Source organism: Salinicola sp. CR57, from assembly GCF_003206585.1.
Taxonomy (GTDB): Bacteria; Pseudomonadota; Gammaproteobacteria; order Pseudomonadales; family Halomonadaceae; genus Salinicola; species Salinicola lusitanus.
In genome coordinates this window covers 233,124-247,019 of sequence record NZ_PZJL01000001.1, presented here as the reverse complement: position 1 = coordinate 247,019, position 13,896 = coordinate 233,124, and the positions used below count along the sequence as shown (strand labels likewise).

The 13,896-nt window shown below is 64.0% G+C and carries 10 protein-coding genes, 1 other RNA gene and 1 pseudogene; 7 read left to right on the top strand and 5 right to left on the bottom strand.

Features of this window, described 5'->3' with window-relative positions:
- Positions 1–30: 30 nt before the first annotated feature.
- Together DOM56_RS20075 and argH are read right to left on the bottom strand one after the other, a co-directional pair.
- Positions 31–141 (bottom strand): annotated as a pseudogene (locus tag DOM56_RS20075) (lipoprotein); the annotation flags it as partial.
- Positions 131–1,543, bottom strand: a complete 1,413-nt coding sequence (gene argH, locus DOM56_RS01115; protein ID WP_110707120.1) for an argininosuccinate lyase — start codon at positions 1,541–1,543, stop codon at positions 131–133. The pseudogene DOM56_RS20075 and the gene argH, both read right to left, overlap by 11 nt.
- 270 nt (positions 1,544–1,813) lie before the next feature.
- Here argH and hemC point away from each other — a divergent pair, with 270 nt between their 5' ends.
- The 5 genes from hemC to DOM56_RS01090 all read left to right on the top strand — a co-directional run bounded on the left by hemC (position 1,814) and on the right by DOM56_RS01090 (position 7,443).
- Entirely contained in the window at positions 1,814–2,764 is a 951-nt protein-coding gene (gene hemC / locus DOM56_RS01110) for a hydroxymethylbilane synthase (RefSeq protein ID WP_110707119.1), read from the top strand.
- Positions 2,764–3,552 carry a uroporphyrinogen-III synthase gene (locus tag DOM56_RS01105; RefSeq protein ID WP_110707118.1) on the top strand — a complete coding sequence of 263 codons (789 nt, stop codon included), beginning with the start codon at positions 2,764–2,766 and terminating at the stop codon, positions 3,550–3,552. The genes hemC and DOM56_RS01105 overlap by 1 nt, the downstream gene beginning before the upstream one ends.
- 6 nt (positions 3,553–3,558) lie before the next feature.
- Positions 3,559–5,169: a uroporphyrinogen-III C-methyltransferase gene (locus DOM56_RS01100; RefSeq protein ID WP_110707117.1), complete on the top strand. Its 1,611-nt coding sequence runs from the start codon at positions 3,559–3,561 to the stop codon at positions 5,167–5,169.
- The gene (locus tag DOM56_RS01095; protein WP_110707116.1) at positions 5,166–6,389 is read left to right on the top strand and encodes a heme biosynthesis HemY N-terminal domain-containing protein; all 1,224 of its coding nucleotides are present in this window, start codon (positions 5,166–5,168) and stop codon (positions 6,387–6,389) included. The genes DOM56_RS01100 and DOM56_RS01095 overlap by 4 nt, the downstream gene beginning before the upstream one ends.
- Before the next feature lie 121 nt (positions 6,390–6,510).
- Entirely contained in the window at positions 6,511–7,443 is a 933-nt protein-coding gene (locus DOM56_RS01090; protein ID WP_110707115.1) for an ROK family protein, read from the top strand.
- A 46-nt stretch (positions 7,444–7,489) separates the two neighbouring features.
- Here the strand turns inward: DOM56_RS01090 and DOM56_RS01085 are convergent, their stop codons facing one another.
- Positions 7,490–10,003 (bottom strand): mechanosensitive ion channel domain-containing protein, encoded by a 2,514-nt coding sequence (locus DOM56_RS01085; RefSeq protein ID WP_110707114.1) that lies wholly within the window; start codon positions 10,001–10,003, stop codon positions 7,490–7,492.
- A gap of 446 nt (positions 10,004–10,449) precedes the next feature.
- On the opposite strand from DOM56_RS01085, the gene DOM56_RS01080 reads away from it, so the two are divergent.
- Positions 10,450–12,216 carry a tetratricopeptide repeat protein gene (locus DOM56_RS01080; RefSeq protein WP_110707113.1) on the top strand — a complete coding sequence of 589 codons (1,767 nt, stop codon included), beginning with the start codon at positions 10,450–10,452 and terminating at the stop codon, positions 12,214–12,216.
- 81 nt (positions 12,217–12,297) lie between these two features.
- Here the strand turns inward: DOM56_RS01080 and ssrA are convergent.
- Positions 12,298–12,677, bottom strand: a transfer-messenger RNA (tmRNA) gene (gene ssrA / locus DOM56_RS01075).
- A 76-nt stretch (positions 12,678–12,753) separates the two neighbouring features.
- Positions 12,754–13,233: an SsrA-binding protein SmpB gene (gene smpB / locus DOM56_RS01070; RefSeq protein WP_110597749.1), complete on the bottom strand. Its 480-nt coding sequence runs from the start codon at positions 13,231–13,233 to the stop codon at positions 12,754–12,756.
- A gap of 224 nt (positions 13,234–13,457) precedes the next feature.
- Between smpB and DOM56_RS01065 the strand changes: the two genes are divergently transcribed.
- Positions 13,458–13,892 (top strand): type II toxin-antitoxin system RatA family toxin, encoded by a 435-nt coding sequence (locus tag DOM56_RS01065; protein WP_110597748.1) that lies wholly within the window; start codon positions 13,458–13,460, stop codon positions 13,890–13,892.
- Positions 13,893–13,896: the final 4 nt, after the last annotated feature.

Here is a 13,896-nt window from a genome sequence, read left to right as displayed (position 1 = left end):
CGGTTCGTAATCCCCCTGCGGGTCGTAGGTCTTCGAAGCCTCGCTGTCGCCGGGCAGGTAGAGCGGCCCTTTCTGGCCGCAACCGGCGAGCGCCAGCAGCATCGTGGCCAGGGCGATGGTGAGTGCGGCGTTACGCGACATGGCGGCTCTCCTGCAGCGTGGCGAGCGCATCGCGGGCGCGCTGGGCGGCGGCGCGAACCTGGTCGGGCGCGGTTCCACCGATATGGTTGCGGGCGGCGACCGACCCTTCCAGCGTCAGCACCTCGAAAACATCTTCGCCGATCACGTTGGAGAAGCGCTTGAGTTCCTCGAGCGACATCTCGGAGAGGTCCTTGCCCTGCTCGATGCCGTAGGCGACCGCCTTGCCGACGATCTCGTGGGCATCGCGAAACGCGACACCGGCCCTGACCAGATAGTCGGCGAGATCGGTGGCGGTGGAGAAACCGCGGCGCGCCGCCTCGAGCATGTTGTCCGGCTTGGCCACCAGCGCCGGCGCCATGTCGGCGAAGGCGCGCAGACACCCCTTGACCGTGTCGAGGGTGTCGAACAGCGGCTCCTTGTCCTCCTGATTGTCCTTGTTGTACGCCAGCGGTTGGGACTTCATCAGCGTCAACAGGCTCATCAGGTGGCCGTAGACCCGGCCGGTCTTGCCGCGTACCAGCTCCGGCACGTCGGGATTCTTCTTCTGCGGCATGATCGACGAGCCGGTGCAGAAGCGGTCCGGCAGATCGACGAAGTCGAACTGGGCGCTGGCCCACAGCACCATCTCCTCGCTCATCCGGGACAGGTGCATCAGCAGGATGCTGGCGAAGGCGGTGAACTCGATGGCGAAGTCGCGATCGCTCACCGCATCCAGCGAGTTCTCCGCCGGGCGGTCGAAGCCCAGCAGCTCGGCGGTGACGTGACGGTCGATGGGGTAGGTGGTGCCGGCCAGCGCCGCCGCGCCCAGCGGCAGCACGTTGACCCGCTTGCGACAGTCGAGCAGGCGCTCGTGATCCCGCGTCAGCATCTCCTGCCACGCCAGCAGGTGGTGGCCGAAGGTCACCGGCTGCGCCGTCTGCAGGTGGGTAAACCCGGGCATGATTGTATCCGCCTCGCGGTCGGCCAACTCGATCAGGCCACTGCGCAGGCGCGCGAGTTCGGCGGCCACGGCATCGATCTCGTCGCGCAGGTAGAGCCGGATATCGGTGGCGATCTGGTCGTTGCGCGAGCGTCCGGTATGCAGCTTCTTGCCGGTGATGCCGATCTTGTCGGTCAGTCGCGCTTCGATGTTCATGTGGATGTCTTCGAGGGCGATCGACCACTCGACGTCGCCGCGTTCGATCTCCGCCTCGATGGCGTTGAGGCCATCGACGATACGGTCCCGCTCGTCGTCGGTCAGGACGCCGACCCGGGCCAGCATGGTGGCGTGGGCGATCGAGCCGCGAATGTCGTGGTGATAGAGACGCTTGTCGAACGGGATCGAAGCGGTGAAGGCGGCGACGAATGCATCGGTGGGCTCGCTGAAACGTCCGCCCCAGGATTGGTTGGTTGCCTGCGTCATCGAAAATCGAGCTCTGCGTGGTCTACGGGTGAAAACTGCGAAACGATTGCCCGAGTGTATCAGAGACGGCGTCGGCATAGGACGCTGAAACTCGCGGTCGAAAAGCGGGATGCATGGTCTGTCGCGCGGCATCCGGTAGTCGTTTTTACTCGGTGGGTGACTGCTTTATCATGGGACAATGAGGTTCGCGCAGACGAACACCCACTTGATGACGAATCCCGAAGCGCCTGCCCAGGCGTTTCGGGGCGTCCATCCTACTCGGAGAATGGCGTGCTCGACGCTAACAGATTGAGAATCGCAACCCGCAAGAGCGCCCTGGCGCTATGGCAGGCCGAACACGTCAAGGTGCTGCTCGAACATCATCATCCGCACCTGACCATCGAACTGGTGCCGCTCTCCACCCGTGGCGACCAGATCCTCGATACGCCACTGGCCAAGGTCGGCGGCAAGGCGCTGTTCGTCAAGGAGCTCGAGGAGGCGATGCTCGACGGTCGGGCGGATCTGGCCGTTCACTCGATGAAAGACGTGCCGATGCAGTTCCCCGAGGGACTCGGGCTCTCGGTGATCCTGGAGAGCGGGGCACCCACCGACGCCTTCGTCTCCAACGCCTACGCCAGCGTCGATGCGCTGCCCGAGGGTGCGCGGGTGGGGACTTCCAGCCTGCGCCGCGGCCTGCAGGTCAGCGCGCGGCGGCCGGATCTCGAGGTGCTCTCGCTGCGGGGCAACGTCCAGACACGCCTGGGCAAGCTCGACGCCGGCGATTTCGAGGCGATCATCCTGGCCACGGCGGGTCTGGAACGGCTCCAGCTCGCCGACCGGATTACCGCGGAGCTCACGCCGGAGGAGAGCCTGCCAGCCTGCGGCCAGGGGGCGCTGGGTATCGAGTGCCGCCATGACGATGCCGAGCTGGTCTCTCTGCTGGCGCCGCTGGACCACACCGCGACGGCAACCCGGGTGCGTGCCGAGCGGGCGCTCAATACGCGCCTGGATGGCGGATGCCAGGTACCGATCGGCGGCTACGCCGTGCTCGAGAACGATGGCGATACGCTCTGGCTGCGTGGACTGGTGGGGCATCCGGACGGCTCGACCGTACTGCGCGCCGAGGGTCGAGGGTCGGCCATGGAGCCCGAGTCGCTGGGAATTCGGGTAGCGGAAGAGCTGCTGGCCCAGGGAGCCGGCGAGATCCTCGCCGAAGTCTACGGGGGCGCTGGCGGCGAGTGATGGCAGGCCGCGTACTGCTGACGCGCCCCGGCGAGCGCGGCGTGGCACTGGCGCGGACGCTAGAGCGAAGCGGCCTGGTGACGGCCGCGCTCGACATCCTGCGCCTGGAGCCCGTGGCGCTGTCGGACATCGGCCGGGCGGCACTGCTCGATCTCGACCAATTCCACGGCGTCATCGTGGTCAGCCCGCAGGCGGCGACGTGTCTTGCCGAGGCCATTGCGTCATACTGGCCGCAGTTGCCGCAGGGGCTGCGTTTCTACGCCGTCGGCGAAGCCACCGCGGAGCGGCTTTACATGGAGTTGGGCGTGCCGGCGGTCCTCCCCCCACGGGCGAGCGGCGAGCACAGTGAAGCGCTGCTGGAAGTGGCGTCGCTCAAGGCGGTGGCCGGCAAGCGCATGTTGCTGGCACGTGGCGAGTCGGGGCGGGAGCTGCTGCCGGAACGGCTGCGAGAGCGGGGTGCCGATGTCGAGGTCCTGGCGCTCTACCGGCGCCATTATCGAGCGCCTTCGCCGCCCGCCAAAGGGTGGCTCGAACAGGGCGATTTCGCCGCACTGGTGGTGACCAGCGGGGAAATATTGCAACATTTGGTCACGTGGTGTGGCCCGGTTGCGTTGAACCAACCGCTAATCGTCTCGAGTCCGCGGTTGGCTACACTGGCGGGGACATTGGGATTCGGCTCGCTTCACGTGGCGTCGGGCGCCTCTCCCGCGGCATTGAACGCAGAGATTCGCGCGGTGCTCGGTCCAAAGGGCGCCACCTTCGATCAGGGTGATCACGGAAAAGGCTAGCGATAGATGAGCAAGCAGAGCAAAGATCAGCAACCGCAGTCGGCTCCGGCCTCCGATGGCGAGAAGGCGCCGGACGGCCAGGCCAAGCCGACTGGGCAGGGGTCGAAGGCAACGGCGTCCGAGACGGTGAATACCGGCAATGACCGGGCGCCATCATCCGCCAGTTCCGCCGACAAGGCGGGGGCGACCGATCCGATCAAGCCCGATGTCGCCCAGCCGGTTGCCGCCGACGATGCGACCGGCAAGCCGGGAACCGCGAGCGATGTGACGAGCGCGTCCAGCGCCTCCACCGACGCAACCGACAAGCCCGCTCCCGCTACCGGCAGCAAGTCGAAATCGGCAGGCAAGTCCAAGGCAGGGGCTGGTCGAGGGGCCGGGACCACGACATCGAGCGCCCCCCCCTCGGCGACATCCGGTGCCGCCGCCCAATCCAAGCCCACCAGCAACTCCTCCAGCCCTGCCGGCAAGGCCGCTTCGGGCGGCGGCCAGCCACCCTCCGGCCGTGGCGCAAGCTCGGGTGGCGGCAGACGCGGCTCCGGCGGCAAACTGGGCCTGCTGGCCCTGATCCTGGTAATCCTGCTGGCGATCGTCGTGGCGTTCGTCGGCTACCGGGGGTGGCAGAAACTGCAGGCACAGCAGGCGCAGTTGAGCCAGATCGGTACCAATAGCACGACCCTCGATCAACTCGAATCGAAGGTCGGCGAGCTTGACCAGAACCGCCAGCAGAACCTGAAGATGATGCGTGGCGAGTTCGATCAGTATCGCCAGAGTCTCGACAATACGCTGGACAAGGTGCTCAAGGAGCTGGCGCAGCAGCAGCAGGCCGATCCGCGCGAATGGCTGCACGCCGAGGCCGAATATCTGCTCCGTCTCGCCAATCAGCGACTTCAGCTCGAGCGCGACGTCAAAGGTGCCAAGGCGCTGTTGAAGGCGGCGGACGATCGACTGCGTGAAGCCGACAACCCGGCTCTGGTGCCGGTTCGTCGCGCCATTCAGTCCGAGCTTGCCTCCCTCGACTCCGTGCCGGTGATCGACCGCACCGGTCTCTATCTCGCCTTGATGGCGCAGCAGGAGCAGCTGGCGCGGCTGCCGCTCAAGCAGGACATCGAGGAGATCGCCGCCGGCAAGGGCGACGCCAAGCCTACCGGAGGCTGGCGCCAGCAGCTGGCAACGCTGGGTAGCGAACTCAAGGATCTGGTGACCGTGCGGCGACACGATCAGCCGCTGGAAGCCCTGATCACGCCGGAACAGGAATCCTATTTGCGCCAGAACGTGCGGCTGCTACTGGAGCAGGCGCAACTGGCACTGCTGAAGTCCGAGCCCAAGCTCTATCAGGCCAGCCTCGACAAGGCGACGGAACTGGTCGAGGGCTACTACGCCACCGATAACGACGGCGTCGCCAAATCGATCGACAAGCTGAAAAGCCTGCGTGACCAGGATGTGCGTCCGGAGCTGCCGGACATCAGCGAATCTTCGCAGCTGCTCAAGCGTTTCATCGAGCAACGCTTCGGTAATGGCGGGGGGGCGCAGGGTGGCTCCCAGGGCAGTTCACAGGGCAGCGGCTCGCCAAGCGGTAGCGCGACGAACCAGGGATCGGCACAGGGAGAGGGCGCATGAGAAAGCTGATCCTGCTGATCGTCTTCGGTCTGGCGGTCGGCGCGCTATTCGGGCAGTTGATGCAGTCGCTGCCGGGCTACTGGTTCATTCGCGTTGGCGACACCTCGGTCCAGACCTCGTTCTGGTTCGGCTGTGTTCTGCTGCTGGCCTCCTTCCTGGTATTGCATTTCCTGCTGCGGGCGCTGATGCGCCTGCGTCGTCCGGTCAGCCGGCTCAAGGTGTGGAATAGCCGCACGCGTCACCGCACGGCGATGAAGCGCACCGTTCGTGGGCTGGTGGCGCTGGCGGAGGGGCGCTGGAAGCGGGCCGAGAAGTCACTGACCAAGGCGGCCGACGATTCCGGCACGCCGCTGGTCAACTATCTCTCCGCGGCACTGGCGGCCCATTACCAGGGGCGCTACGAGCAGGCCGACGTCCTGCTCAAGCGGGCGCATCACAGCACCGAGGGCGCCGACACCGCGGTCGGTCTGGTGCAGGCGCAGTTGATGCTGGATCGCCAGCAGTTCGAGGAGGCGCTGGCGACACTGACGCGCCTCGAACAGCAGCTGCCGGAGCACCCGCAGGTACTCAAGCTGCTCAAGCAGGCCTATCTCAGTGTCAATGACTGGGACGGCATGCGCCGGTTGCTGCCGCGCCTCGACAAGCATCGCCTGATCACCGAAGACGAGCGTCAGGCCCTCGATCAGCGCGTCTACCGGGAACTGCTGGTCCAGGCGGCGCAACAGGAGGGCAACCTGCCCCGTGTGCGCTCGCTATGGGCGGACATGCCGGATAACCTGCGCGGCGATGTCGAGCTGGTGGGGCTCTATGCCGAAGCGTTGATCAAGGGCGGCGAAGAGGGCGATGCCGAACGCCTGCTGCGCAACGCGCTCAAGGAGCACTGGGACACGCGGCTGGTGCTGCGTTACGGTCTGCTCAACGTCGATGCGGCGCGCCAGCTGGTCTACGCCGAGAAGTGGCTGCAGGAGCGACCCAACGACCCCGATCTGCTGCTGACGCTCGGTCGCCTGTCGCTGCGCAATGCCTATTGGGGCAAGGCGCAGGAGTACTTCGAAGCGAGCCAGCGCCAGCGCCCGAGTGGCGTCGTCTGCGCCGAGCTGGCCAGGCTCTACGCCAACCTCGGCGATCACAGCAAGAGCCAGCTCTATTATCGCCAGAGCGTGACGCTGCTGGACAAGTCGCTACCCGCGTTGCCGCAGCCCAGCGACATGACACGCTGACTTTCGGCCTTCGACCGATTGCTCTCCTCGGCGCCTGCGGGCGCCTTTTTTGTGGCCACGAGGCGGCGGGGTTTTTCCGTCCGGCCGAGCGAAACGGTATCTTCACCAGGAGCAAGATCCCATGCACTACGGTATCGATGTCGGTGGAACCAAGACCGAGATCGCGATCTATGACCGGGACTGGGCATGTCTCGAGCGCTGGCGTGAGCCGACGCCCTCCGATGACGCCGAGGCCTTTCTGTCGATGCTGGCCGCGATGGTGCGGGAGGCAGACCGCCGTTGTGCCGGCCGGGGGACGCTGGGGCTCGGGTTCCCGGGCGTGCTCGATGAGCGTGGCCACCTGATCACGGCGAATCTGCCGGGGCTGCGCCCGCTGGTGCTCGAGACGGCGCTTGCCGCAGTCCTCGACCGGGCCTTCGTGATCGAGAACGACAGCCGCTGTTTCATGGTGTCGGAAGTCGGTCCCGGCGGCGCGGCTGAAGGGGCGAGGCATGCCTTCGGCGCGATCCTGGGGACGGGCGCGGGGGGTGGCGCCATCGTCGACGGCCGACTTCTCAGCGGCGCAGGCCGGTTCGCCGGCGAATGGGGACATCTGCCCCTGTCCGCCGCCACGGCGAGACGTTACGACCTGCCGTGCATCACCTGCGGCTGCGGCTTGGCAGGTTGCCTGGAGACCTACATCGCCGGACCCGGCCTGGCGAGGTTGCATCGTCATTTCGGTGGTGCCTCGGCGTCCGCCGAAGCGTGGCACGCGGCCTGGAAGGCGGGCGAGGAAGCGGCGCAGCGGGCCCGGGCGTGTCACCTCGATCTGCTGGGTGGCGCCCTGGCCAACGTGGTCAAGCTGCTGTCGCCGCAGGTGATCGTGATGGGGGGCGGCCTGTCGACTGTGGAGGGACTGTTGACGGCGCTGCCGGCAGCGATATCGATGCACCTGTTCCCGGGGGTCGAGACGCCGGAAGTCGTCGGTTCCCGACTGGGCGCATCGAGTGGCGTGCGTGGCGCGGCGATGCTGGGTGCCGCCGCTTCGGGGGCCGTCGGGGACGAACGGAGATAAAAAAGGCCGCCCGTAGGCGGCCTGGAAAAGCGTGGACAGGACCGACTCAGCGAGGGTCTTCTGCCTCGTCACCGTCGACATCGTCGTCGGTGGGCTTGCGGTGCGTACGGTCCTTGGCCTCCTGGTCCGGCGTCTTCTTCGACTGGCTTTCACCCTCGATCGCTGCAGGCGCCCCTGTCTCGTGAGACTTGGGCTGGCCGGCGGGACTTCCGTCGATCGTGAAGTCTTCCTGCATGATACGCAGGTTGGCGGGCGGCGCCGAGCCGGTGCGATCCTGGCCGAAGTAGAGCGTGGTGTGCGGGAACGGGATTTCGATACCGGCCTTGTCGAAGTAGAGCTTGACCAGACGGTTGAAGGCTCGGCCGACGCCCCACTGGTCGCCCGGCGTAGTCTTGATGACCACGCGGATGTTGACCGAGCTGTCGGCGAGCGCAACGACACCGGCGACGGTCATCGGCGCCAGCAGCTTGTGGCCGTGCTCCTCGCTGGCCTGAAGGTCGTCGAAAGCGGCCTGCAACTGCTCGATGGCGTAATCGATGTTCTCGCGATAGGCGATACCGTACTCGCCGACGTGGTTACCGAATTCGCGCATATAGTTGGAGACCGTATCGACCGACGAGAACGGCACGATGTGGTAGGTGCCCGACAGATCGCGGATCGCCACCGAGCGGATGCTGACGCGCTCGGCGGTACCGGTGATCCCGCCCACGGTGACTACGTCGCCGGTGTTCATGGCATTCTCGAGCTGAATGAAGACGCCGGTGATGACATCCTGCACCAGCTTCTGAGCCCCGAAACCGATGGCCAGACCCAGTACCCCGGCGCCGGCGATGAGCGGCCCGATGTTGATACCGATCTGCGACAGCACGATCATCACGGTCATGATGATCAGGGTGATGGCCAGGGCATTGCGGAACAGGCTCATCAAGGTCTTGGCTCGCGCGGTGGGGGCGCCACCACCGGTGTCCGGATTGAGATAGTTCTCGATCAGGCTGGCAAGGCCAATCCAGACGATGGCGGCCATGATCAGGATCAAGATGACCTGAATCACCGTCGCGACGACGTGCGATCCCGAGTCGCTGGCGTACCAGGCGGCGAGATCGAACGCTTTCCAGGCATCGAACGTATACATCACCACGGCGATCAGGATGATGGCGCGGATGATCTTCAGCAGCGTCGGGATGTAGGAGTTGAGGCGAGTCTCGAGCAGGGGCAATCGGGCACGCATGTTCTCACCGACGTCGACACGTCGCCCGATGAGTTGGGTCAGCAGGCCGGATACCAGCATGCCGATGCCGATGTAGATGATCGTCTTGAGCGTTGCGATCAGCACGAATGGCAGCGCTGTTTCGGGATGCAGCAGGGTCACGGCGAACACCATGATGGCGTAGAGCAGCGCGAGAACGTGCCAGATTCGGGCGAACAGGCGCAGCGCCACGCGGGAGACTGACATCTGTGCAGCGTCGGCCTTGGCGATGATCATGTCGCGGACGCCGGTGCGATGCCTGAGGATCACGCCTATCGCCCAGATCAGCGCGATCAGCATGATCAACACGCTCACGGCCTTGCCGAACGCGAGCGAAAGATTGGTGTTCAGAATCGGCACGGCGACCAGCATGCCGTAGCCGATGAAACCGGCCAGCGTTGCCAGGAAACGGTTGCAGCGCTTGGCTTGAGCAGCCTCGATCGATACCAGACGCAGCCCCTCGTGATGCGACGAGAAAAGGACACGCAGCGCGCACTTGAACAGCTCGATCATGAGGAAGGCATTGAGGAACAGCGAGAACCGGGTATTGAGGCTGCCGCTCTCGCCGACGAGAAAGGTCGCGACCAGATTGCCAGCCACGTAGGCAAGCACGACGACGATGACATCGACGATGGCGGCCAGTACCACGGCGACGATGACCCGCGGTAGCTGGCTGCGACCGCCACCATGCATGGCCCACTGGCTGAACTTCGAGAACAACGGGCTCGCGATCCGGCGCAGAATCAGGAAGGCGGCCACGGTCGCGATGATGACCAGCGCGAGATCGATCGCTGCGCTGAGGAAGTCGTTCATGTTGAACGACGGGCCACTGCTGGCCGCCGCGTCGCCACTGGTGAAGAAGCCGCCGATCATGGCTGCCAGGCTGGTGAATTGTCCGCCGATGTCACCCGCGATATCGCTGGTCATCTGCGCCATTCTGCGGGGGAAGGAAGCCGTGGCGGGGGCGGCCTTTTCATTGTCGTTCGAGGCCGACGATTCCTGGCCGCTGCCAGAGGCTTCCGTGGTGCCGCCGCCAGAGTCATTCGCACCGGATTCCTGGCTGTCGCCGGACTCCTGTTGAGCGGCCAGTTGCCGCAACTGATCGATCAGCGCCTGCCGCGACTGCGAGTTCTCGAGCAAGTCCGCCATGGTGGAATAGGCCGGGCCTTCCTGAGCACTCTGCCCTCCGGAACCACTTTCCTGAGCATTCTGCCCTCCGGAACCACTTTCCTGAGCCAGTGTCGGGCCGGCGAATATCAAAAGTAATAGTAGCAGCCAGCAACTGAGCCAGCGATCGGGGCGAAGGACTGTCAAGCTCCTACCTCCTGTCTAGTGATCGAATCGTTCCTGGAGGATCGTCTTGGTATCGCTCGACGACCCTAACCATTTTTAGGGTAACATTTTATCGCGACCGACAAATCGGCGTGTCGGACGTGAATCCGGGTGCCCTGTGAGGCTAGCCGATCTAGACGTGTTTTCCAGAATCGCGGGCGTCGAACTCCGTTTTTCACACTGCATCGGGGGCGTGCCTGGTCGATTCTCGGCGCCAATCACCGGTGATTCTCCTCGAGACGACCTTGTGATCGATGACCTCGCCACGCTGACAAATTTCATGCTCGACGGGCGATGTCGGGTCAGGTTGGCGCTGGGATATAGTGACGGACGATCGGGAGCGCAGGGCGGCACACTGCGCTTCGTCGCGACGTTTCGAATGAAGCATTCTGCTCGCTATCTTCCGTTGCCAATTACCAGGGACTGCCATGAGTTCAACATCCTTCGCCGAGCGCATCGAGCAGATACCCGAGCTGGTTGTCCAAGCCGAAGAGCGGCTGGCACATCACGATTTCACTGGCGCCATTGCGCTGCTGGAGCCCGCATTTCGGGCCGGCATCGACAGTCTGGATCTCTCCTCTGCGCTGATGCAGGCCTACGAGGGCGCCGGAGATATCGCCAAGCAGGAAGCACTGATGGCGGTCGTGCTGCAAAAATCCCCTCAACCGCCGCTCAAGCTGAGTATCGCCTACGCCGAGGCGGCGATGAAACGTGGCGACTGGTCCAGCGCGGTACAGCGGTGGCAATCGATACTCGATCACCAGGCAAACTTTCCTCCTCAGGTCTATCTGCGCCAGGCGCGCGCCCTGCTGGCGGCGAAGCAGTTCACGGCAGCGCTCGGCGTGGTGGATCTGGCGCTGGAGGCACGCCCCGATGACCCGGTGCTGGTAGACCTCAAGAGCGTCATTGCCAGCCAGAAGGCCAAGAAGTATCAAGTGGTGGTCCAGCCGCTGCAGGCCGCGTCCGCGCTGCACTGGGAGATCGTCGATGGCCAGCGGCAGATCGCGGCTTTGGAAACCTTTCGGCGTTACCGGGTGAGAGGTCGGGTCGACGCGCCCCCGGATCAGCAGCCCGAGCTGATTGCCATCGGCCCCGAGGGTGAATCTCCTCTGCCTCTCGAGCGAGAACCGCAAGCGGGGATGGACGCCGGCGCCTGGCTGTTCGAGCACTCGTTGGATATCGCCACGGGAGTGACCCTTGGCGTGCGCAGCGGGAATGGCGAACTGCAGCAGTGCGTTAGGCTGTCGGTCGCGCCGGTGATGGAGGTGGTCGAGGGGCGGGAAGGATGGCTGTTCCTGGCCAACGATACCAACGCGAGCGTCGACCAGTTCACGGGCAGGAAGCGTCTGAGTGACGAGGAGAGGTCGCAGTGGCGGTTTTTCGCTGCCGGACTCGCACCATTACAACGGCAGCGTTCCCTGCTGTTCTTGATTGCCAACTCCAAGGAGATGGTCAGGCCGGAGCATTATCCGTACGCCAGAGCCGACGTTACCATCACCGAGCAGGTATCGACGATGCTGGAGGAGGGGGGGGTAGATTACTGCAACCCCGTTGCCGCGATGCAGGCGGAAGCCGATAGCTACTACCCAACGGACACGCACTGGAGCGGTCGCGGTGCCTACCTTGCCTTTGCCGCCTGCATGCGCCACTTCGGATACGACGATGACTTCGAATCGCAATACGTCTTCGAGAAACGGGAGGTAGTGGGCGACCTAGGATCGAAGAGGGAACCTCCAGCCAAATCCTCGTCGACCGTCGCCGTCTTCCGGGAAAAGAGCGGCGTATTCTGCCGCTTTTCCAACTATCTGCCGGGGACCGGCAACATCACGATCTTCGAGAACGCCCGGCCGATCCACGACCGAACCCTGGTCATCTTCGGGGGATCATCGGCGGGCGCGGGCGGCTTCGCGACGCTGTTTGCCAACGTCTTCCGGCGGGTCGTCGTGGTCAATCTACCGGGCAGTTACGTGCACGAGATCGTCGATCACGAAGCCGCGGATCATGTGATCCTGCAGACCAACGAGCGTTACCTGACAACACCCGGACGGATCGTGAAGACGCTGGCCGAGGCTGAGCTCGATCGAGTGACGCTGGCGATGCCGGCGGGCGGAAGGGCCAAGCTGATGGAGAGGATGAGCCGATTCGCCCCCTGCGAGCCCTATCACGGCTTCATGAAGGCCCTGCTGGCGGGGTGAGATCGTCGGTGTCGCGGACCGCGATGGGATAGCTGGCGTCAGGTCACAAAAAAAGCACCCGATCGGGTGCTTTTTCATGTTTGGTGGAGGCGGGGGGAATTGAACCCCCGTCCGCCGGCACTCGCCCATCAGCTCTACATGCTTAGTTCCGTCTTTTGATTTAACGCAGTGCACTCCGACGGGCAGGATGGCACCTTGCGATCTCTCTAAGGTTTAACGAATGTCAGGAGAGCGCTGACATCCGCGGTCCCATCAGCTTTAGCTCGTATCCCCGCCGCGATGAATGGGCACATCGCTTTGGGGCCAGACTAACAGCTAGCAGTTTTTACGCTGCCAGTGCGCCTTGAGCGTAGTTTTCGTCGTTTGCGACTATTCAATTGCAACGTTGGATTTACGAGATACGTTACACTCTCGGCATGCACCTCAGGGATTGTCACCGGCGTCGAAGCCATGTCGCCCCCTTACAACTCGTACAGTCTAACAGATGGCGACGAGCCCACGCCATATCAAGTGCCGTCTCAAGTATTTAGCGTCGTTTCAGGCGTGATCCCTCATGACCCGGGCCTTCTCGCGGTTCCAGTCGCGCTCTTTCTCGGTGGCGCGCTTGTCGTGCAATTGCTTGCCGCGCACCAGGGCCAGCTCGCACTTGACCAGATTCTGCTTCCAGTAGAGCTTGAGCGGCACGCAGGTGTGCCCCTTCTCCTGCGTTCTGGAGAAGATTCTGGCGATCTCCTTGCGATGCAAGAGCAGCTTGCGCGTCCGGGTCGGGTCCGCAAGCACGTGAGTGCTGGCGGTGTTGAGCGGCATGATGTGACTGCCCAGCAGCCACGCTTCGCCGTTCTTGACCAGGATATAGGTGTCGGTCAACTGGGCCTTGCCTGCGCGAAGGCTCTTCACCTCCCAGCCGGCCAGTGACAGGCCTGCCTCGAAGGTCTCGTCGATGTGATATTCGAACCGAGCCTTCTTGTTCTGGGCGATCGTGTTGCTGCTAGGCGCGTTGCCTTTTTTCTTACCCATGACACCTCTTTGCGGCGTTATCCGGTATGCCCCACTGCCAATGCATTCGATGACCTGCGGTCCGGCGCGCCGTGCGCTATGTTCATCACATCATGCGCCGTGGGGGTTCATGCGCAAAGCATCGTGTGAAGTCTAGTTATGAGGGCAGCCGTGATACCATTCAAGCCATTGAAAACAGTGCCCCATGATACGCATGTCGGGGCGATAAATCAGTGGAGACCCCTATGCCCAGCGTGAATCGGTCCGCATTCGTTCGGCATACACCGGAACAGATGTTTGAACTGGTCAATGATTTCGAGCGTTATCCCGACTTTCTGCCCGGATGCCGGCGGGCCAGCATCGTCGAGCAGGGAGACGGCTATCTGATCGGCCGAATGACATTGGCCAAGGGCGGCGTGGAGCAGAGCGTGACGACACGCAACGACCTCGAGCGGCCCCAGCGAATCGATCTGTCGCTCGTCGATGGCCCGTTCAAGCGGCTAAGCGGACAGTGGCATTTTCGAGCCATGGGAGAAGACGCCTGCAAGATCGAACTCGAGATGAACTTCGAGTTCAGCAATCGCCTGCTGGGCATGGCATTCGGTCGCCTGTTTCAACAGGTGGCAGGCCAACTGGTCGATGCCTTCACCCGGCGCGCCGATCAAGTCTACGGACGCTAGCGGG